The following is a 19879-nucleotide window of genomic DNA, read 5'->3' on the forward strand; positions in this document are numbered from 1 at the left end:
GGACGGCGCGGTCGGACCGTCGACTGCCGTGCTGGCGAAGGTGGTGGGGTGAGGATGCCCTCGGCCACGAGTTCGCCAGTACGGCCTACGATGAGCGCATGCTGGTCCGTGCGCTCTACGCCGTGCTCATGGGAGCCCTCGGCATCGTCTTCGGCACGCTGGGCACCCTCGTGCACAGCTCGACGATCGGCACTGCGCGACTGCCGTGGGGCATCGTCGTGGCGCTGGCGGCGCTCGGATGCCTTCTGGTCGGCATCCGTCTGCTGAGCGACAGCAGGCTGTACTCGATCTGCGCTGCCATCGGCGCACTGCTGGCCGTCGGCGTGCTCTCGCAGCAGAGCTTCGGCGGATCCGTTCTCATCACCTCGACCGTGATCGGATGGACGTGGATGGGTGGGGCCGTCGTGCTGTCCCTTTTCGTCATCGCCTGGCCGCGTCTGCGGCAGCCGCAGCCGCAGGCCTGACTCCCCGGCGAGGAGTTGCAGACAACGCTCGGCGACGCGTCACTCTGTGACCGCGTGTGGCAACGCGCGGCGGGCGACAGGTGGCGCACGCCCTAGACTGGACGGGCGCTCGCGCGAGCCCGAAGGGAGTCATCCGAGAAGTGACGTACGTCATCGCCCTGCCCTGTGTGGATGTCAAGGACCGCGCCTGCGTGGATGAATGTCCGGTGGACTGTATCTACGAAGGTGAACGAAGCCTTTACATCCATCCCGACGAATGCGTGGACTGCGGAGCGTGCGAGCCCGTCTGCCCCGTCGAGGCCATCTACTACGAAGACGACCTGCCCGAGGTGTGGAGCGATTACTACCGCGCCAACGTCGAGTTCTTCGACGACATCGGATCCCCGGGCGGCGCCGCCAAGGTCGGCGTGATCCCGAAGGACCACCCGCTCGTGGCAGCGCTTCCTCCGCAGGTCCACTGAGCGTGACCCGTCCCGAGCTTCCCGACTATCCGTGGGATCTCGTCGCCCCGTACGCGGAGCGTGCCAGGCGGCATCCCGACGGCATCGTCGACCTTTCCATCGGATCTCCCGTCGACCCGACGCCGGAGCCCGTCCGTCGCGCGCTCGCCGAGGCGACGGATGCCCACTCCTACCCGCAGACGGCAGGAACGCCGGAACTCCGCGCGGCCATCGCGTCCTGGTACGCGCGTCGTCGGGGTGTTCACGGGCTCACGGCAGACAACGTGCTGCCCACCATCGGATCCAAGGAGCTGGTGGCGCTGCTGCCCGTGCTCCTAGGGCTCGGACCCGACGATGTGATCGTGCACCCGCGCGCCGCGTACCCGACGTACGCGATCGGAGCCGCGATCGTGCAGGCGAGGGCGTTCGCGTCCGATGATCCCGACGAGTGGCCGCTGGGCACCAAGCTGGTGTGGCTGAACTCGCCGGGCAACCCGGACGGACGCGTGCTCGACGAGCACTTCCTGAAGCGTGCGGTGGCTCGCGCCCGCGAGCTGGGCGCTGTGATCGCCAACGACGAGTGCTATGCCGAGCTCGGCTGGGACGGCAGGTGGGCGGACGAGCCTGTGCCGAGCATCCTGGATCCCCGCGTCATCGGACACGAGGACGCCGGCCGGCCCACGGACCTCACCGGTGTGCTTTCGGTGTACTCGCTGAGCAAGCAGTCGAACATGGCCGGATACCGTGCGGCGTTCGTCGCGGGTGATCCGGCGTTGATCGCCAAGCTCCTCACCGTGCGCAAGCACGCCGGACTCATGCTGCCGGCACCCCTGCAGCACGCCATGGTCGTCGCGCTGAACGACGACGAGGCTGTGCACGAGCAGGTCGAACGGTACCGCGCCAGGCGGGCGGCGCTGCGGCCGGCGCTGGAGGCATCCGGCTTCCGAATCGACCACAGCGAGGCTGGGCTGTACCTGTGGGCGACTGCGGGCGAGGATTCCTGGACCACGCTGGGCAGGCTCGCCGACCTCGGCATCCTGGCCGGGCCGGGCGTCTTCTACGGCGACTTCTACCCTCAGCACGTTCGCCTGTCCCTGACGGCCTCGGACGAACGGATCGGTGCCGCGGCCGAGCGTCTTCGCGCCCTCTGATCGATCGGTACTGCTCGCGCGGTGTTCCCGCTCAGCGTGATTCTGTGTGCCGTGCCCAGCATGGCCCGGCACGACGAGCGATGCCGTGACGGCCGGTCATTCCGCAGCGAACTTGCCGTGCTTCGACCACGGCCGCGGCGTTCCCGCTCGGGTTTGTGCCTTTCGATGTGTCCGTCGCGTGCATCGTTGGCGGGAACGACAGTGGACCCGCTTAACCCGTAGGCTGTAGAGACCGGATTTTGTCGCATGCTAGGAGGCTTGAGTGAACGCAGGTGGTCACGACGGAGCGGACGCCGAACAGCGAGCCACTCTGACCTACCCCGGCGGAACGGCGGAGTTCCCCATCCTCCCGAGCGTTGCGGGAGCGTCGAGCATCGACCTGTCGATGCTGAACCGGCAGACCGGTCTGACGGCGCTGGACTACGGGTTCGTGAACACGGCGGCGACCCGGTCGAAGATCACGTTCATCGACGGTGACGCCGGCATCCTGCGGTACCGCGGGTATCCCATCGAGCAGCTCGCTGCGAACTCCTCGTTCCTCGAGGTCGCCTACCTGCTGATCTACGGCGAGCTCCCCACGGCCGACGAACTCGGCTCCTTCGACGAGCGGATCCGTCGTCACACGCTGCTGCACGAAGATCTGCGTCGTTTCTTCAGCGCGCTGCCGCACGACGCTCACCCGATGTCGGTGCTGTCCAGCGCGGTGTCCGCTCTCGGCACCTTCTACCAGGATTCGCTGAGCATCAGCGACCCCGAGCAGGTCGAGCTCTCCACCGTGCGCCTGCTCGCGAAGCTCCCGGTGATCGCGGCGTACGCGCACAAGAAGAGCTTGGGTCAGGCATTCCTCTATCCGGACAACTCGCTGAGCTTCGTCGACAACTTCCTGCGGCTCAACTTCGGAACGATGGCCGAGCCGTACGAGATCAACCCGACCGTTTCGAAGGCGCTCGACCGCCTTCTCATCCTGCACGCCGACCACGAGCAGAACGCGTCGACGTCGACCGTGCGTCTCGTCGGGTCCACTCAGGCCAACCTGTTCTCCTCCATCTCAGCCGGGATCAACGCCCTGTACGGCCCGCTGCACGGCGGTGCCAACGAGGCGGTGCTCGATATGCTCGCCGCGATCCGCGACTCCGGTGAGGGCGTGCACCGCTTCGTCGACCGCGTCAAGAACAAGGAAGACGGCGTGCGCCTGATGGGCTTCGGGCACCGCGTCTACAAGAACTACGACCCGCGGGCGAAGCTCGTCAAGGAGAGCGCGGATGCAGTGCTCTCCGGGCTCGGCGTGCACGATCCGCTCCTTGACATCGCCAAGGAGCTCGAGCAGATCGCCCTGGACGACGAGTACTTCATCCAGCGCAAGCTGTACCCGAACGTCGACTTCTACACCGGTGTCATCTACAAGGCCATGGGCTTCCCGACCCGCATGTTCACCGTGCTCTTCGCGATCGGGCGCCTGCCGGGATGGATCGCGCACTGGCGCGAGCTCAACGCGGATCCGGCCACGAAGATCGGCCGCCCGCAGCAGCTGTACGTCGGCGAGCCGGAGCGTCAGTACCCGATCGGGCGCTGAGCGCCGTTCCTCTGGGTTTGGGGGTCGACCCTCCGCTGGTAGAGACTGCGCGCTCCGCTGGTTGAGCTCGTCGAACCAGCTTCCGCTTCGGCGGCTGGTTTCGACAGGCTCAACCGGCGGTGAGGTGTGGTGGTTTCGACAAGCTCAACCAGCAGTGGTGCAGGCTCAACGAGCGGTGGTGCCAGCGTGGCCGACGATGATCAGTGATTCGGGGTCAGCTCGAGGGTGTCCTGTGTCGCCTTCGCGACGGCATCCGGCGAGAAGGCCCAGGTGCGTGTCTCGTTGTGCTGCCACAGCGGAGTCTGATCCACATAGTGCGGATTGAACGCGTGGCCGGAGTCGCCGGTGAGGTTGATCCATGTCGAGTGATCGAAATCGGAGAGGTCGACCACCTGGCGCATGGACGGCACCCAGTTCACGGCGTAACCGGCCGACGCGTCCCAGCCGACGGCATCCACCACGGATGATCCACCGCCCAGCTTGTACGGGCCGCGGTTGAAGAGCCACTCGATCGGTGCGATGCCGGAGGTGCCGAAGCTCTGGTTCGTGACTTCCAGCGTGTGGATGTCGCCCCACTTCCACGTGGACATGTCAGGTCCCATGAGCTGCACGGCCTCGCGATAGGCCTGATCGGCGGCGTAGGCGAACATGTCGTCGCGGTCCTGGACGCCGAGATCGGCGTCCACCCACCAGCTGGAGTCCTTGTCGTTCGCGATCGAGTCGACGACCTGGAACCAGCGGTCGCCGCCAACAGGGGCGGCACCGGCGGGAAGTTTGCGTGCGAACGCGTCCTGGAGCAGGTTGCGCCAGAAGATGTTGAAGTAGGCGGCGGCCGCGCTGTCCTCGTCATCGCGATAGTTCCAGTGCGTGAGGAGCTCGACGGCCTTCTTCGTGCCGGCATCGAGCGAGACCTTCTTCAGGATCGGCACGAGAGCGGCCGCGTTCGCGTCGTACGTGTCCGCGTCGATCCGCGACATGTCAGCCGACGTGATCTTCTTGCCGGCCTTGATCAGCTTCGTCAGGTCTGCCGTGATGCGCTCGGCGCGGTATCCGGAGTCCCAGTCCATCGTGAGGTTGGCGGGGAACTGCGGGCCGACGGCGGCGTTGTTGGCGGTGACGATGTATCCGCTCGGCGGGTTGTACGCGCTCGGCAGCCGGTCGAAGGGGATGTATCCACTCCAGCCGAAGGCGCTCGACCAGCCGGGAGTGATCGTTGTGCCATCGCCCTGCTTGCGCACGGGAATCACGCCGGGCGCCTGGTAGCCGATGTTCCCCTTCGTGTCGGCGTAGAGCAGGTTCTGAGCCGGGACGTCGAACTGACGGGCTGCGTCCCGGAAGTCCTGCCAGTCGTTGGCCTTGTCGAGCGTGAAGATCGACTCCGCCGTCGTGCCGGGCGTCAGGGCCGTCCATTGCAGCGACAGCGCGTACTTGCCGCCCGGGATATCACCGCTCGAGGAGCGATGGCTCTTCGTGATCGTGTCGTACAGGCCACCGGTGACGATCGGACCGTGGATGGTGGAGCGCACCGTGATCGTCACCGGACTCGAGCCCGCCACCTTGATGGTCTCCTTGCGCGTCGTGAAGGGCAGGACCTGACCGTCGTACTCGTAGCCCTTGCCGTTCAGGCGCTCCAGGTAGAGGTCGGTGACATCGGGTCCGAGGTTCGTGAAGCCCCACGCAATGTGGTCGTTGTGACCGATGATCACGCCGGGGAGCCCGGAGAAGCTGTAACCGGCAACGTCGAACGGGCAGGACGGGGTCACCTGGGCGCAGCGCAAGCCGACCTGATACCAGATGCTGGGAGCGGCGGGGCCGAGGTGCGGATCGTTCGACAGCAGCGGCTTGCCGGTCGCGGTGTGGGCGCCGGAGACCACCCAGGAGTTGGATCCGATGTCGTCGCTGTTGATGCCGAGCAGCGCGGGCACCTGCGCGGCCGTGGTCTGCAGCTGGGAGGCCAGGGTTGCGACGTCGGTCGCCGCGGCGTCAGCATCGGCGTCGGCGGAGTCCTGCGATCCGGAAGCGGATGCCGTTGCCGGCGCGCTCGACGCGAGCTGCGCGGGGTCACCGTCGCCGGCATCCGTGATGGTGGGGTGCGTCGAGTACGGATACTGCGGATGCAGCTGCGCGATCTCGTCGGCGGACAGCTTGGTGGCGAGCAGTGCACGGTCCAGCTCGTCCTCGAGGTTGGACCGCAGGTCCCACGCCATCGCCTTGAGCCAGGAGACCGAGTCCGCCGGCGTCCACTTCTCAGGTGTGTACCCGGAATTCTGGAGCCCCAGAACCGCGTACTCCAGCGAGATGTCGGCGCCCTTGTGGTCGGCCAGGTAGGCGTTCACACCGTCGGCGTATGCCTGGTAGTAGGACAGCGTGGTCTTGTCCATCTGCTTGACCTCCTGCTCGGCGACGCGTCGCCAGCCGAGGGTGCGGATGAACTCGTCCGTGCCGACCTGGCTCTTGCCGAAGAGCTCGCTGAGGCGGCCCGCCGTGACGTGGCGGCGGAAGTCCATCTCCCAGAAGCGGTCCTGGGCATGCACGTAACCCTCGGCCATGAAGAGGTCGTGCGTGTTGGATGCCGTGATCTGCGGGATGCCGGCGTCGTCGCGCTGCACCTCCACCTTCGCACTCAGCCCCGGTATGGAGACGGTGCCGCTCGTCTGCGGGAACGATCTGGTCACCGTCCAGAACCCGAGAACGCCGAGGATCACGGCGAGCGTGACGACGATGGCGAGCAGGATGCCGAGGAACCGCCAGAACGGGTGCCTTCGAGAAAGGCGCGCTGCATCCGTGCCCACGTCACTCCTTCGTGTCGGCCCCCGCGATCATCGTAATGGCAGCCGGGCGCAGGTCGGTGCGGACATGGGCCCGCTGTCGCAGGCGTTCGTGCTGCCGTGCCGCGAGTCCGTCATCCCACCCGACCGTCATGGGTCGTGACCGCAGTGACCGCCGGGAGCCGCTGGTCGCCCATCGACCTCGGCGCCATGCGACCGATCGCCGCCGGGAGCGCGCCGATGGTGAGGACTCGCACGCCGTCTTCGACGCGGACGGTTGCGAACGACGCTTCGTCCGGAACCGCCGGAGGAAGTGGAATGTCATGCTCGCCGCCCGAGAGCTCGGCGTCGAGGATCATCGCGGAGGTGCTGGTCGGCTCCGGTGGCGTCCACGACGTCATCCAGAACGCCTCGACGATGACCCCGGCGCGCCCGTCCAGGGAGAGGTGAAGGGACCGCTCGGAGGCGTCGTACCGGACACGAGCGCGCTGTTCGAACTCCGGATGGGCGGTCGCCTCCACCTGCGCAGCGATGACGCCGGGGATGCCGACGAGTCCCTGTACCAACGAGACGTTCGGATTCCGTCGGCCGAGCTGGTCGCGGAGATGGCCCTTCGCGTCGGCGGGGACCATGCCGCCGAACACCACGAGGTCGAGCTGTGCCGGCTCGTAGTCATCCAGCGCACGATCGAAACGGTTGGTCGCGTCCGCGGGATAGCCCTTGCGACGGAGGATCTCGACGGTGGCGGTCAACACTGTCGGGCTGCGGCCGATGACGAGCACACGGGGGAGCGATGCGGGCATGAGGTCTCCTGGATCATGACGGATGCGGATGAAGGAATGTCGTTGAGCGTGCCAACGTTGGCACCACCAACATAGCAAATGTTGGCCGCCCCCACAATGGTTATGCTGGCGACATGCCAGCTCGTCACGATCCATCAGGCCGGATACCGGACCGCGTCAAGAACCGCCCCACCTGGCTCATCAGCGGGGCGTTCGCGCGATCATCGGCTCTGCTGAACGAGGGATTCGCTGCCGGCGGCGGTGGCCTGCGCGGATACCACTACAGACTCCTCGCAGCACTCGACCAATGGGGGCCTGCCAGCCAGGCGGACCTCGGACGCGACACCGGGATCGACCGCAGTGATGTCACGGCCGCGCTGGCCGATCTCGAAGCCCGATCACTCGTGACGAGGCGCGTCGACCCGGCGAGGAAGACCCGGAAGATCGTCGCGATCACTCGCGAGGGCGTCGAGAGACTGAACGTGCTCGACGGAGTCCTCGACGGCATCCAGGATGCGGTGCTCGCCCCCCTCACGGACGCCCAGAGACGCGAGTTCCTCAGACTGCTCGCTCGGCTGACCTGACCATGGAGTCGCCGGGCTCGCGCGGTCGCCGGCGTCCCTTCCGGCCTACGCGTGCAGGATGGCGTTCAGCTCGATGCCCTGCCCGCCGCGCTGCAGAACCTCGACGGCGCCGCTGAGCGAGTTGCGGCGGAAGAGAAGGTTCGGCACCCCCGACAGTTCGAGGGCCTTGATCGTCTGCTGAGCGCCCGAGGCGTCCGGCGCGGAACCCACGAGCACGACCTTGGTGCCTGGCATCACATAGAGGCCCGCTTCCACGATGCAGTCGTCGCCGATCGAGATGCCGACGCCGCTGTTCGCGCCCAGCAGTGAGTGCTCGCCGATCGCGACGCGCTGTTTTCCGCCGCCGGACAGGGTGCCCATGATCGAGGCGCCGCCGCCGATGTCGGATCCGTCGCCGACCACGACGCCCTGCGAGATGCGGCCCTCCACCATGCCGGAGCCGAGCGTGCCGGCGTTGTAGTTGACGAATCCCTCGTGCATCACGGTGGTGCCGGGGGCCAGGTGGGCGCCGAGACGCACGCGTGAGGCGTCCGCGATCCGTACGCGCTCTGGCACGACGTAGTCGAGCAGGCGCGGGAACTTGTCGATGCCCGTCGCCTGGATGCCCGCCCGCTGCAGCGCGGGCCGCAGCCGCTCGTAGTCAGCGGGATGCATCGGGCCGGCGTTCGTCCAGGCGACGATCGGCAGGTGCGCGAAGATCCCGTCGAGATTGATCGTGTTCGGTGCGACCAGGAGATGCGAGAGCAGGTGGAGGCGCAGGTACGCGTCCGGCGTGTTCTGCACGGGCGACTGCAGCTCGATCTCGACGGCGCGTGCGTCGAGGCGCACGTTACGGCGGGCATCGGCTCCGGTCTGCGCCTCGAGTGCAGCGGGGACGAGCCACGGTTCGCGACCCTCAGGGAGGCGCCCGAGCTGCGGTTTCGGGTACCACGTGTCGAGGACGGTCCCGTCGCCGGCAACCGTGACCAGGCCATAACCCCAGGCATGCGTGACGGCGGGCGAACCGCCCTCTCCAGCGTCGGCGGGCAGGACGGCGTCGGGTTCGGCGGCGGGCATGCCTCTAGATTAGTGGGGTGACTCTGGACCTCACGGCCGGCCCGGTCGAACTCACGCGTGCCATCTGCGACATGGAGTCGGTTTCCGGCAACGAGCAGCTGTTGGCGGATGCCATCGAGCAGGCCGTGCGCGCCCTGCCGCACCTCGAGGTGACCCGCATCGGCAACAACGTCGTCGCCCGCACCGACCTCGGACGCGACAAGCGCGTCGCCATCGCCGGACACATCGACACGGTGCCCGTGAACGACAATCTGCCGACCCGATTCGAGACGCTGGACGGCGTCGATTACCTGTGGGGCCGCGGAACCGTCGACATGAAGTCGGGCGTGGCCGTCCAACTGGCGCTGGCTGCGGAACTCGTCGAGCCGCGCTACGACATCACGTGGCTCTGGTATGACAACGAGGAGGTCTCCTCCGACCTGAACGGACTCGGACACCTCGCAGGGCAGCGCCCCGACCTGCTCGAGGCCGACTTCGCGATCCTCGGTGAGCCGAGCGGCGCCGATGTGGAGGGCGGCTGCAACGGCACGCTGCGCGTCGACGTGCGCACTACGGGGCGCAGGGCGCACGCGGCGCGCCCCTGGGTGGGCGAGAATGCCATCCACAAGGCTGCGCCGATCCTGCAGACGCTTGCGGACTACCGGCCGCGCGAGGTCGAGGTCGACGGGCTCCTGTATCGGGAGGCTCTGAACGCGGTGCTGATCCGCGGAGGAGTGGCGACCAACGTCATCCCCGACGAGTGCGTGGTGCACGTGAACTATCGGTTCGCTCCGAGTCGTTCGGGCGAGGAGGCGGTCGTCCACCTTCGCGAGCTCTTCGGCGACGATGCCGTGACCGTCGTCGATCTCGCCGAGGGAGCGCGTCCCGGCCTGGACACGCCGTTCGCCGAGGAGTTCCTCGCCGCCGTCGGCGCCGCACCGAAACCGAAGTACGGATGGACGGATGTCGCGCGCTTCGCCGCGCTGGGTATCCCTGCCGTCAACTACGGTCCAGGCGATGCGCTCAAGGCGCATGCGGATGACGAGCGAGTGGCGCTCTCGGAGATCGTGGCCTGTCACGATGGCCTGCGGCGCTGGCTCACGGCGCGCTGAGCGACCGGCGAGAGAACCGACCAGCAGGCCCGGCGACAGAACCCATCGACGTGACAGCAGAACGCACGGCATCCGCGCAACGAGCGTCCCGCTCGCGGCTGCCCGTTAGGCTTCGGCTTCGCTACCGGCTCACCCCATGGTGGGCCAAGGTCATCGTCGTGTACCTCGCGGCACGCATCATCACCACCGTGATGCTCCTGGTGCTCGCGAGCGTGCAGGGTCCCAATCCGTGGACGGGCGCGCATCCGGGATACTTCGACTACGCGTCCATCTGGGACGGCCGCTGGTACGACATCGTCGCCGAGGCGGGCTATCCGACGAACCTGCCGATAGGCACCGACGGCACGGTGCAGCAGAACGCGTGGGCGTTCCTGCCCGCGTATCCGTTCCTCGTGCGGTTCGTGGTGACCGTCACGTTCCTGCCGTGGTCGCCGGCGGCCGTGCTGGTGTCGTTCGGATTCGGGCTCGGCGCCGCGCTCGTCTTCTACCGGCTGATGGCGCTGAAGCTGCCGGGCTCAACGAGTCTCTTCGCCACCGTGCTGTTCTGCGTCGCGCCGACGACGCCGCTCTTCCAGCTGGCCTACGCCGAGTCGATGTACATCTTCTTGCTTCTGCTCTCGCTGTATCTGCTGGTGCGGCGGAAGTACTGGTGGATGCTCGCGCCCGTCATCGTGATGGCGTTCACCCGCCCCAGCGGCCTCGCGTTCGCCCTCGCCATGGGCCTGCACGTGGTCTACCGGTGGTGGGTGCGGAAACGCGACGGATTCCCGATGCGCGAGGCCGTGGCATCCGTCACGGTGACCGTCGTCGCGGGTCTGGCAGGTCTCGCATGGCCTGCCATCGCCGGCTGGGTCACCGGCGTTCCGGATGCCTACACGGCCACCGAGCTCTCCTGGCGCGCCGACTACATCGGCCACGTCCACCTCGTGCCGTTCGCCCCCTGGGTCCAGGGGGCGCAGTGGTGGTTCGCGGTCTTCCTGGGCATCTCGCCGTGGCTCGGCTACATCGCGCTCGTCGCGCTCGTCGCGCTCACGGGGCTGTGGATGTTCTCGCCGTCGGTGCGCAGGCTCGGAGTCGACCTCCGGTTCTGGTGCGTGGCGTACATCCTCTACCTGCTCGCGGTGTTCTTCCCGCAGTCCAGCACCTTCCGGCTGCTGGCGCCGCTGGCGCCGCTGCTGGGTGCGCTGGCGCAGCCCAAGAGCCGCGCGTATCGCATCGGACTCGTCGTGGTGTTCCTGGTGCTGCAGTGGATCTGGCTCCTGGTGTGCTGGGGCGTCGACGGCGCCGACTGGTCGCCGCCGTGACCGGCGAACCTCGGATCCGTGCAGCCGTCATCCGGGAACGATTTCCCGGGGTACAGAACATGTCGGATAATAGAGAGACATCCATGAAAGGGGAGCTACATGGCGGCCATGAAGCCGAGAACCGGAGACGGACCCATGGAGGCTGTAAAGGAGGGGCGCCTCATCATCGTGCGCGTTCCCCTCGAAGGTGGAGGCCGGCTCGTCGTCTCGGTCAATGACGCCGAGGCTCAAGAGCTTCACGACGTGCTCGGCGCGGTCATCACCGGCAGCTGACGCCCCACCAGCACCACAGATCAAGCACCACACGAACGAGAGCGGATGCCAGACGGCATCCGCTCTCGTTCGCGTTGTACAGCCGGTCGGACCTCGGCTTCCGCCGGGTGAGCGTGCCTACCGCTGGTTGGGGTTGTCGACATCAGACCGAGGGTGCTGGTTTCGACAGGCTCAACCAGCGGGACGGGGCGCGACGGCTTCAGTCGCCGAGCTTCGTGATCTGCAGCAGACCGTCGCCGACGGTGCTCAGCGCGCTGACCACGGCGGGGGAGCCGGCGATCTCGGTGACGAGCGTGCGGAATCCGGTCGTGATCTCATCACGCTGAGCAGGATCGGCCACCCGGCCCTTCCAGAGGGCGTGGGCCACGAGCACTGTCCCGCCGGGACGGGCCAGACGCAGCGCGTGCTCGGTGTATTCGATGACGCCTCCTGGATCCGCATCGACGAACACCACGTCGTACGCGTTCTCGTTCATGCGCGGAAGCACGTCACGCGCACGGCCGGTGATGAGTCGGACCCTGGACGGCGACACCCCACCGTCGGTGAAGTTCGCGCGTGCGCTGTGCAGATGGTCGGGCTCGGTGTCGATCGAGGTGAGCGTGGCATCCGCGCCGCCGCGAAGCAGCCAGAGACCTGAGACGCCGACGCCGGTGCCGACCTCGAGGATGCTCGTGGCCCTGGATGCCGCTGCGATCACCGCCGCCTGCGCACCGATGGCAGGGGAGACAGGCTCGATCCCCAGTTCGAGGGACTGCGCCCTCGCCGCTTGGATGGCCGGGGACTCCGAGACGATGTCGGTGGCGAACTTCCAGCTCTGATCGTGTTGAGACACTGACGTTCCTTCCCGTCGTCAACAATACGGCCCGCCCGGAGAAGGCCCGGCTCTCGTCGGCGTTCCCAGCGAATCGGCCCGCGGATCCGGTGTGGTGGGCCGCCGTTCGCGAGAGTTGCGCATCTCCTGCGTAACGACATGGTCAGCGCGCAGCCAGCACCCTGCTGCACGGGTTACTCTGTACGAATGTTCGGTTTGACCGCTGAGAAGCTGGTGATCATCGCGGTGATCGCCGTCTTCCTCGTCGGCCCCAATCGGTTGCCGAAGTACGCGGCTCAGCTCGGTCAATGGGCGCGCAATCTGCGGAACATGGCGAACAACGCCACCGAGAAGATGCGCGAGGAGCTGGGTCCGGAGTTCGACGACGTCGACTGGCGCAAGCTCGACCCCCGGCAGTACGACCCGCGACGGATCATCCGTGATGCCCTGCTCGACGATGAGCCGGCACCCACGCTGAGCCGTCCGGCCAAGACTCCTCGCCTCGACGACGGCGCGCTTCCGCCGTACGACTCCGAAGCCACGTAGACCCGCCAGGTTCCGACCGTCGGCTCCCGCCGCTGAACGCGGTACTCGCGCGTCGAGACGCGACGTCCGCGGCGAAACCTGGTGCGGTGCGCCCGGTCTCACCGCCAGCGTCGAGTCTCGATGGCCGACGGCCGAGGGCGGGCTGGCCACCCGCACGATCCCGGTTAGGATTCCGGGATGACCGCAACGCAGCGATCGGCGCCGACGCGAACGGCGCTCTCCCGGCCCACCGTCGTGCGCTACGCCATCGGATCGCTCGGCACCGGCGGGTTCGCCACCCTCCCCGGTCTGGTGCTGGTCTTCTACCTCACGGACACGCTCGGCGTCGCGGCGCTCGCTGCTGGCATCCTGGTGACGGCGGCGAAGGTGTGGGACGTCATCCTCGATCCGCTGATCGGTGGCTTCAGCGACCGCGGTCTGGCCGCTCATGGATCCCGTAGGCGCCTCATGGTGCTGGGTGCCGTCGGCCTCCCGCTGTTCTTCATCGTCACGTTCGCGGTTCCGGCGGGAACGGCCCCGCTCGCAGCAGGCGTCTGGGTGTTCGTCGCGTTCCTGCTCACGGCGACGGCGTTCAGTCTCTTCCAGGTGCCGTACATCGCGTTGCCCGCCGAGCTCGCCTCCGACTATGACCAGCGCACCCGGCTCCTCACGTGGCGCGTCGTGGTGCTGACGCTGGCGATCCTGCTGTTCGGAGCGGGAGGCCCCGCGCTGCGCGACGCCTTTCCGCAGGATCCGTACCTCGGCTACCTGCTGATGGCCGTCGCTGCCGGCGTCGTCATCGGCGCGGGCATGCTCGTGTCGTCGTTCGTCGCACCCACCGGAGTGACCGGCATGCCCGAACCCGCGCGGGTCTCGTTGGTCCGGCACTACGCGGTGGGCATCAAGGCGCTGCGCGACAGCCAGCCGTTCCGGGCGCTGCTGCTCGCGTTCCTGCTGCAGGCCGTCGCGACGGGCGAGATGCTCGCCGCCGCGAACTACGTGGCCAAGCACGTGCTGCATTCCACGGATGCCGTGACCTTCCTCTTCGTCGCCCTGATCGCACCGGCGCTGCTGGTGACGCCGGTGTGGGGCGTGCTCGCCCGGCGGATGGGCAAGGAGCGCGGATTCCTGTTGGCGAGCATCCTGTTCGGTCTCGCCGCAGCGTCGATGCTGTTGCTGCTCTGGATGCCCGGCCCCTGGGTCTACCTGCCCGTCGCGTTGTGCGGCATCGGCTATGCCGGCATGCAGGCGTTGCCGATGGCGATGCTGCCCGATGTGATCTCGCACGACGCGCGCAGCAACGGGCCTGGTCGTGCGGGAATCTTCGGCGGCATGTGGACGGCAGGCGAGACCACGGGCATGGCGCTCGGAGCGACGGTGCTGTCGATCGTGCTCGCCGCCACCGGATACCTGGCGAGCACCGGCACTCAGACGGTGACGCAGTCGCCTCTGGCCGTCTCGGGCATCGTGCTGAGCTTCAGCGTGGTGCCCGCCGTGCTCGTCGCGATCAGCCTGGTGCCGCTCGTGCGCTACCGGCTGCGGAAGGAGGACGTCGATGCCGGCTGAAGGTGGGGGATCCGCAGACCCGCGGAGCACGGGGAGCGAGGAGATCCTCGCCCGGCTGCGCGAGCTGCGGGCCGCGGATGCGCCGACGCACGGCGGACGCGTGCTGTCGTACGTGTACGACTCCGGACGCGCGGACCTCGACGAGCTCGCCGCTGCCGCCGCCCTTCAGATGCAGGCGGTGAACGGACTGGATCCCACGACGTTCACCTCCGTCGCCGTGCTCGAGCGCGACGTGGTCGGCTTCGCACGCGACCTGCTGGGCGGAGACGACGAGGTCGTCGGATCCGTGACCTCGGGAGGAACGGAGTCGTGCCTCCTCGCGGTGAAGACCGCGCGAGACCTGTGGCGGGCGGCGGGAGGGGTGGGAACTCCTCGATTGGTAGCGCCGGTCACCGCGCACGCCGCGTTTCGCAAGGCGGCGAAGCTGTTCGACGTCGAGTTCGACGGCGTGCCCGTCTCTCCGGCGACCGGCACAGTGGACGCATCGGCCATCGTGGAACGTCTCGGAGCGGATGTCGCGCTCGTGGTCGTCTCGGCTCCGTCGTATCCGTTCGCGGCGCTCGACCCCATCGTCGAGGTGGCCGCAGCCTGTCGGGATGCGGGCATCTCGTGCCATGTGGACGCCTGCATCGGCGGCTGGATCCTGCCGTTCTGGGTGGACGACGACGGGGCGTCGCTGCCTCCGTGGAACCTGTCCGTTCCCGGGGTGACGAGCCTGTCCGCCGACCTGCACAAGTATGGCTACGCGCCGAAAGGTGTCAGCGTGCTGCTGCACCGCGGGCGAGACCGTCACCGCGCCCAGTACTTCGCGACGACGCAGTGGCCGGGGTATCCGGTGGTGAATCCGACGCTGCTCGGATCCAAGTCGGCCGGTGCGCTCGCCGCAGCATGGGCCATCATCCAGAGGCTCGGTGCCGACGGATTCGCCGGACTCGCGACCCAGTGCATCCACGCCACCTGGGTGCTCCGGAACGTGATCGAGCAGATCGAGGGTCTCCGCGTGGTGGGCGAGCCGGTGGGACCGCTGCTGGCGGTGGCGGTCGACGAGTCCGTGCCGCCGGAGCGACGCGTGGACCCGCATCATTGGGCCGACGCGGTGCGGGCATCCGGATGGGTGCTGCAGCAGCAGCCTGGACTTCTGCAGACCGACGGCGTTCGGCTGCCGCACACCACGCACCTGACCGTGACGCCCGTGACGGAGAGCAGGCTCAGCGAACTCGATCCGGTGCTGGTGGCCGCCGCGGATGCCGTGCGCGGCGTCCTGGCCGTGTCGCCGGAGCAGGTGCTCGCCGCCCTGCCGAGCGCTGGCCTGCCATCGGATGCCGCCCAGCTCGATTCCGAGACGGCCGCCGCGTTGTTGTCGGGCCTCGGGCTGCTCGGCGGAGAGAACGGCGCCCTTCCGGACAGCATGGCGCCGTTCCTCGCCCTGATCGAGGCGCTGCCTCATGAGCTGACGGAGCGACTCCTCACCGAACTCCTGGCGCGGGTGGTCGAGCCGCGCTGACGCTGCCCGCCACGGCAGGCGTGGGCGGTCAGACCAGGCTGGGGTTGAGGGAGCGGCCGACGAGGCCGCGAGGTCTCGACGCGATGAGGTCGGCGACGGAGCGGATGGCGACGGCGGCGGGATCCTCCGGATCCGACACGACGATCGGCTCGCCGCTGTCCCCACCCGACCGCAGAGCGACGCTGAGCGGAACGGATGCCAGCAGCGGAACCGGCGCATCCGCTCCCTCCGACAGACGGGCGGCTACCTCGGCACCGCCGCCCGAGCCGAACAGCTCGAGCACGCTGCCGTCGGGCTGGGGGAGGCCCGCCATGTTCTCGATGACACCGAAGACGCGTTGACCGGTCTGCCGTGCGACGACGCCGCTGCGCACTGCCACGTCGGCCGCGGCAGGCTGGGGTGTCGTGACGACGAGCACGTCGGCGCCGGGGAGCAGCTGCCCGACGGAGATGGCGACATCGCCGGTCCCGGGCGGCAGATCCAGCAGCAGCACGTCGAGGTCGCCGAAGTACACGTCGGTGAGGAACTGCGAGATCGTGCGGTGCAGCATGGGTCCGCGCCAGGCCACAGCGGTCGAGGCGTTCTGACCGCGCGACGGATCGAGGAACATGCCGATCGAGATCGTTTTCACGTCGTAGGCGATGGGGGGCAGGATCATGCTGTCGACGCGCGTCGGCTGCTGAGTGACGCCGTCGTGCACGAGTCCCAGGATGCCCGGGATCGAGAAGCCGTAGACATCGGCGTCGACGAGTCCGACGCGAAGCCCGCGCTGCGCGAGAGCCACCGCGAGATTCGCGGTGAGGGTGGACTTGCCGACACCGCCCTTGCCGCTCGTCACCGCATAGACGCGTGTCAGCGAATCGGCGGTGAACGGGTTGGTCCGCGCGCGGGAACCCCGCAGCCGTTCGGTGAGCGCTGAGCGCTCCGCCGGCGACATGACGGAGACATCCAGATCGAGGGACGTCACGCCGGGGGCGGAGGCGACCGCCTCGCGCACGTCGCGTTCGATGGTGTCTGCTGCGGGGCATCCGACGATCGTCAGCTTGATGGAGACGGATGCGCGTCCCGCGTCGTCCACCGCGATGCCGCCCACCATGCCCAGGTCGGTGATCGGCCGCCGGATCTCCGGATCGATCACTCGCGCCAGTCGCGAGCGGATGGCCTCAACGGCCTCAGTCATTCTCGAGCCCGTTCTGCGCGGCGTCGTCTCGTTCGGTGCGGTCGCGCTCCAACTCCTCGAGCAGCGACCGCAGCTCCGCCCGGATGAAGTCCTTCGACGCCATGTCCTTCACTGCAAGGCGCAGGGCGACGACCTCGCGCGCCAGATACTCGGTGTCGGCCAGGTTGCGCTCGGCGCGCACCCTGTCCTGCTCGATCTGCACGCGGTCGCGGTCGTCCTGTCTGTTCTGCGCGAGCAGGATGAGGGGCGCCGCGTACGACGCCTGCAGCGACAGGATGAGCGTCAGCAGCGTGAAGTTCGTGGCGGCCGGATCGAATTGCAACGGCCTGGGCATGGCGATGTTCCAGATGAGCCAGATCGTCACGAAGACGGTCATGCCGATCAGGAATCCGGACGTGCCCATGCCGCGAGCGAACGCTTCGGAGAAGCGGCCGAACCTGTCCCGCCCGCTGCCGCCGAGACGGAGCACGGGGGTACGAAGGCCCTTCGGAGCATCCAGCCGCGTGACGGCCCTGTCAGCTCGTGCCATTGCTCACCCTCTTTCCCGTCGGCCGGGCGTTCGTATCGTGCCCGTGCGTGTCGTCGAACACGTCGTCGTTCTCGTCGTGACTTCGCCAGTCGTCTGGCAGCAGGTAGTCGAGGATGTCGTCAATGGTCACCACCCCGACGAGCCGGTAGTTGTCGTCCACCACGGGGACCGACACCAGGTTGTAGCTGGCCAGGATGCGCGACACCTCGGCCGCCGACGTGTTCGCGGTGACCGGTTCGAGCGTCTGATCGATGATGGTGCCGAGCCGCTCGTGCGGCGGGTATCGCAGCATCCGCTGGAAGTGCACCATGCCGAGGAAGCGTCCGGTCGGCGGTTCGTACGGGGGCAGCGTGACGCACACCGCAGCGCCGAGCGCCGGAGCCAGCTCGGAACGCCTGATGAGCGCGAGGCCCTCGGCGACAGTGGCATCCGCGGAGAGGATGACGGGCTCGGTGGTCATGAGCCCGCCGGCGGTGTCGGGGGCGTAGCTGAGCAGCATCCGCACGTCGTCGGCCTCTTCCGGCTCCATCAGCTCGAGGAGGTGCTCGCCGCGGTCGACAGGAAGCTGGGCGATCAGGTCGGCTGCGTCATCCGGTTGCATCTGGTCCAGAACGTCGGCGGCGCGGTCGTCGTCGAGTCCCGTGATGATCTCGACCTGCTCGCTCTCCGGCATCTCCTCGAGAACGTCGGCGAGCCGGTCATCCGGCAGCTCTCCAGCCACTTCGAGCCGTCGTTGCTCGGGGAGATCCAGCAGGGTGTTCGCGAGGTCGGCGGGCTTGAGGTCGGAGTAGGTGGCGATGAGCTGCTCCGCCGACTGCGCCTGACCCTTGGCCGCACGTTCGCGCACTTCGTTCCAGGTGACGAAGGCGGTGGCACCCTTCGCGAACGGTGAGGGGCTGGTCTTCGGGCGTCGCACGAAGAGCTGCGAGATGCCCCAGTCGCCCGGTCGTGTCTGCTCGACGGCGACGTCTTCGATGGTTGCAGAGCCGGAGCCGTCTCTGAAGTCCACGGTGCGGCCGAGGATCTCCGCGATGACGCGCACCTCGCCTCCGCGCTGCTCGAACCGACGCACGTTGATGAGACCGGTCGTGATGATCTGGCCGGCGCCGATGCTGGTGACGCGTCCGATGGAGACGAACACTCTGCGCTTGCCCGGGATCTCCACCACGAGGCCGACGACGCGCGGCGGATCGCTCTTGCGATACACCACAAGCACGTCGCGCACCTTGCCGACGCGGTCGCCCGAGGGGTCGAATACGGTGCACCCCGCCAATCGGGCCACGAACACGCGTGCTGCACTCACGGTTAAACCTTAGGGTGTGGGGGCTGGGGAAGACCGGGCGACTGGCCCGAGGGTTACCGACGGTGGGATCGCTGATGCGCCACTTCCCAAGGCGAGCGTTCCTGAAGGCGGCATCGTTGGCGCATGGGACAATGGGGCGCATGACCAGCCAGGGCCCGGTCGGCGGCCGTTCGCGTCAAGTGTTCCCCACTCTTCCTCGGGGCGAGGTGGTGGCGACCTTCGAGACCTATCCGGAGGCGCAATCCGCAGTGGAAGTGCTGGTCAAGGGGGATTTCCCGGTTGCCCAGGTCTCCATAGTCGGCAGCGATCTGAAGACCGTGGAACGGGTGACCGGAAAGCTCTCCTGGGGTCGCGTCGCGGCGGCGGGAGCCGCATCCGGAGTGTGGCTCGGCATCTTCTTCGGCCTGCTGCTGCTCATCTTCAGTCCGGCGACCAACTTCGGCGTGCTGCTGGCGGCGCTGCTGCTGGGTGCGGGATTCGGCATCCTGTTCGGACTCGTGTCGTACGCGATCACCCGCAGGCGGCGCGACTACACCTCGATGACACAGGTGCTGGCCACGAGCTACTCGATCATCGTGGATCCCGAGCTGGCCAACCGCGCACGCAACCTGGTGGGCACGCAGCCCGGATCGGCGTTCGTGCCGCCTGCAGGCGGGGCGCCGTTCGCACCGCCGCCGGAGCATCCGTCGGATCCGCCTGCGGCGCCGACCGGCACTCAGTCGTCGGGCCGCCCGGAAATCGGCAACCCCGGCGGCGACTCGGAGACGGGGGAGTCGGCGGGCGGACAGGCGCCACGGCACGACGAGCCGCCTCGCTACGGGGAGCGCACGGCGGCGGAGCCGCCGCGCTTCGGAGAGCGGGTCGACGGCGGGTCGGAGAGCGAACGGCGCGACTGATGGGTCCGCACACCCATCCCGCTGCTGGAGCCTGTCGAAACCAGCGACATCGGTGCGGGGGGCAGGTTTCGCTCCCCGG

At 68.1% G+C, this 19879-nt stretch carries 19 protein-coding genes; 12 read left to right on the forward strand and 7 right to left on the reverse strand.

The window, feature by feature from the left end; genetic code table 11:
* Positions 1-98 precede the first annotated feature (98 nt).
* From ACX9R5_RS09965 to ACX9R5_RS09980, 4 genes are all read left to right on the forward strand, one after another.
* Entirely contained in the window at positions 99-464 is a 366-nt protein-coding gene (locus tag ACX9R5_RS09965) for a hypothetical protein (protein ID WP_459408821.1), read from the forward strand.
* A gap of 140 nt (positions 465-604) precedes the next feature.
* On the forward strand, positions 605-925 hold the full coding sequence (gene fdxA / locus ACX9R5_RS09970) for a ferredoxin (RefSeq protein WP_459408822.1): 321 nt from the start codon (positions 605-607) through the stop codon (positions 923-925).
* A 2-nt stretch (positions 926-927) separates the two neighbouring features.
* Positions 928-2055, forward strand: a complete 1128-nt coding sequence (gene dapC / locus ACX9R5_RS09975; RefSeq protein WP_459408823.1) for a succinyldiaminopimelate transaminase — start codon at positions 928-930, stop codon at positions 2053-2055.
* A 262-nt stretch (positions 2056-2317) separates the two neighbouring features.
* Positions 2318-3628, forward strand: a complete 1311-nt coding sequence (locus tag ACX9R5_RS09980) for a citrate synthase (protein ID WP_459408824.1) — start codon at positions 2318-2320, stop codon at positions 3626-3628.
* 200 nt (positions 3629-3828) lie between these two features.
* On the opposite strand, the gene ACX9R5_RS09985 is transcribed toward ACX9R5_RS09980, so the two are convergent.
* Both ACX9R5_RS09985 and ACX9R5_RS09990 read right to left on the reverse strand, forming a co-directional pair.
* Entirely contained in the window at positions 3829-6420 is a 2592-nt protein-coding gene (locus tag ACX9R5_RS09985) for a penicillin acylase family protein (RefSeq protein WP_459408825.1), read from the reverse strand.
* Positions 6421-6530: 110 nt separating this feature from the next.
* Entirely contained in the window at positions 6531-7199 is a 669-nt protein-coding gene (locus tag ACX9R5_RS09990; RefSeq protein WP_459408826.1) for a hypothetical protein, read from the reverse strand.
* Positions 7200-7312: 113 nt separating this feature from the next.
* Here ACX9R5_RS09990 and ACX9R5_RS09995 point away from each other — a divergent pair, with 113 nt between their 5' ends.
* Entirely contained in the window at positions 7313-7762 is a 450-nt protein-coding gene (locus tag ACX9R5_RS09995; protein WP_459408827.1) for a MarR family winged helix-turn-helix transcriptional regulator, read from the forward strand.
* A 45-nt stretch (positions 7763-7807) separates the two neighbouring features.
* On the opposite strand, the gene dapD is transcribed toward ACX9R5_RS09995, so the two are convergent.
* Positions 7808-8818: a 2,3,4,5-tetrahydropyridine-2,6-dicarboxylate N-succinyltransferase gene (gene dapD, locus ACX9R5_RS10000; protein ID WP_459408828.1), complete on the reverse strand. Its 1011-nt coding sequence runs from the start codon at positions 8816-8818 to the stop codon at positions 7808-7810.
* A gap of 17 nt (positions 8819-8835) precedes the next feature.
* On the opposite strand from dapD, the gene dapE reads away from it, so the two are divergent.
* From dapE to ACX9R5_RS10015, 3 genes are all read left to right on the forward strand, one after another.
* Positions 8836-9909, forward strand: a complete 1074-nt coding sequence (gene dapE / locus ACX9R5_RS10005; protein WP_459408829.1) for a succinyl-diaminopimelate desuccinylase — start codon at positions 8836-8838, stop codon at positions 9907-9909.
* Positions 9910-9959: 50 nt separating this feature from the next.
* Positions 9960-11213 carry a hypothetical protein gene (locus ACX9R5_RS10010; protein ID WP_459408830.1) on the forward strand — a complete coding sequence of 418 codons (1254 nt, stop codon included), beginning with the start codon at positions 9960-9962 and terminating at the stop codon, positions 11211-11213.
* A 99-nt stretch (positions 11214-11312) separates the two neighbouring features.
* Complete coding sequence (locus ACX9R5_RS10015; protein ID WP_170024369.1) at positions 11313-11486, forward strand: DUF3117 domain-containing protein; 174 nt, start codon at positions 11313-11315, stop codon at positions 11484-11486.
* Between the two features lie 199 nt (positions 11487-11685).
* Here the strand turns inward: ACX9R5_RS10015 and ACX9R5_RS10020 are convergent, their stop codons facing one another.
* Positions 11686-12318 (reverse strand): O-methyltransferase, encoded by a 633-nt coding sequence (locus ACX9R5_RS10020; protein ID WP_459408831.1) that lies wholly within the window; start codon positions 12316-12318, stop codon positions 11686-11688.
* Positions 12319-12504: 186 nt separating this feature from the next.
* Here ACX9R5_RS10020 and ACX9R5_RS10025 point away from each other — a divergent pair, with 186 nt between their 5' ends.
* From ACX9R5_RS10025 to ACX9R5_RS10035, 3 genes are all read left to right on the forward strand, one after another.
* Positions 12505-12843 (forward strand): sec-independent translocase, encoded by a 339-nt coding sequence (locus ACX9R5_RS10025; RefSeq protein ID WP_459408832.1) that lies wholly within the window; start codon positions 12505-12507, stop codon positions 12841-12843.
* Positions 12844-13020: 177 nt separating this feature from the next.
* A complete protein-coding gene (locus ACX9R5_RS10030) occupies positions 13021-14388 on the forward strand; it encodes an MFS transporter (RefSeq protein ID WP_459408833.1) in 1368 nt (455 codons plus the stop codon).
* Positions 14378-15892, forward strand: a complete 1515-nt coding sequence (locus ACX9R5_RS10035; protein WP_459408834.1) for a pyridoxal phosphate-dependent decarboxylase family protein — start codon at positions 14378-14380, stop codon at positions 15890-15892. The genes ACX9R5_RS10030 and ACX9R5_RS10035 overlap by 11 nt, the downstream gene beginning before the upstream one ends.
* Positions 15893-15920: 28 nt before the next feature.
* On the opposite strand, the gene ACX9R5_RS10040 is transcribed toward ACX9R5_RS10035, so the two are convergent.
* Genes ACX9R5_RS10040 through ACX9R5_RS10050 form a run of 3 tightly spaced genes read right to left on the reverse strand, consistent with a single transcriptional unit; the run spans position 15921 to position 18904 of the window.
* The gene (locus tag ACX9R5_RS10040; protein WP_459408835.1) at positions 15921-17072 is read right to left on the reverse strand and encodes an Mrp/NBP35 family ATP-binding protein; all 1152 of its coding nucleotides are present in this window, start codon (positions 17070-17072) and stop codon (positions 15921-15923) included.
* Entirely contained in the window at positions 17065-17601 is a 537-nt protein-coding gene (locus tag ACX9R5_RS10045; RefSeq protein WP_459408836.1) for a DUF1003 domain-containing protein, read from the reverse strand. The genes ACX9R5_RS10040 and ACX9R5_RS10045 overlap by 8 nt, the downstream gene beginning before the upstream one ends.
* On the reverse strand, positions 17588-18904 hold the full coding sequence (locus tag ACX9R5_RS10050) for a magnesium transporter MgtE N-terminal domain-containing protein (RefSeq protein WP_459408837.1): 1317 nt from the start codon (positions 18902-18904) through the stop codon (positions 17588-17590). Before ACX9R5_RS10050 ends, ACX9R5_RS10045 begins: the two co-directional genes overlap by 14 nt.
* Positions 18905-19044: 140 nt before the next feature.
* Here ACX9R5_RS10050 and ACX9R5_RS10055 point away from each other — a divergent pair, with 140 nt between their 5' ends.
* A complete protein-coding gene (locus ACX9R5_RS10055) occupies positions 19045-19800 on the forward strand; it encodes a general stress protein (RefSeq protein ID WP_459408838.1) in 756 nt (251 codons plus the stop codon).
* Positions 19801-19879 lie beyond the last annotated feature (79 nt).

The organism is Rathayibacter sp. CAU 1779 (assembly GCF_054551755.1).

Bases quoted from the DNA above. Each gene is read 5' to 3' on its own strand.
- ACX9R5_RS09990 (WP_459408826.1), bottom strand. From the start codon at position 7,199: ATGCCCGCATCGCTCCCCCGTGTGCTCGTCATCGGCCGCAGCCCGACA.
- ACX9R5_RS10025 (WP_459408832.1), top strand. From the start codon at position 12,505: ATGTTCGGTTTGACCGCTGAGAAGCTGGTGATCATCGCGGTGATCGCC.
- ACX9R5_RS10030 (WP_459408833.1), top strand. From the start codon at position 13,021: ATGACCGCAACGCAGCGATCGGCGCCGACGCGAACGGCGCTCTCCCGG.
- ACX9R5_RS10055 (WP_459408838.1), top strand. From the start codon at position 19,045: ATGACCAGCCAGGGCCCGGTCGGCGGCCGTTCGCGTCAAGTGTTCCCC.
- dapD (WP_459408828.1), bottom strand. From the start codon at position 8,818: ATGCCCGCCGCCGAACCCGACGCCGTCCTGCCCGCCGACGCTGGAGAG.
- ACX9R5_RS10035 (WP_459408834.1), top strand. From the start codon at position 14,378: ATGCCGGCTGAAGGTGGGGGATCCGCAGACCCGCGGAGCACGGGGAGC.
- ACX9R5_RS10015 (WP_170024369.1), top strand. From the start codon at position 11,313: ATGGCGGCCATGAAGCCGAGAACCGGAGACGGACCCATGGAGGCTGTA.
- ACX9R5_RS09965 (WP_459408821.1), top strand. From the start codon at position 99: ATGCTGGTCCGTGCGCTCTACGCCGTGCTCATGGGAGCCCTCGGCATC.
- ACX9R5_RS10040 (WP_459408835.1), bottom strand. From the start codon at position 17,072: ATGACTGAGGCCGTTGAGGCCATCCGCTCGCGACTGGCGCGAGTGATC.
- ACX9R5_RS10045 (WP_459408836.1), bottom strand. From the start codon at position 17,601: ATGGCACGAGCTGACAGGGCCGTCACGCGGCTGGATGCTCCGAAGGGC.
- ACX9R5_RS09995 (WP_459408827.1), top strand. From the start codon at position 7,313: ATGCCAGCTCGTCACGATCCATCAGGCCGGATACCGGACCGCGTCAAG.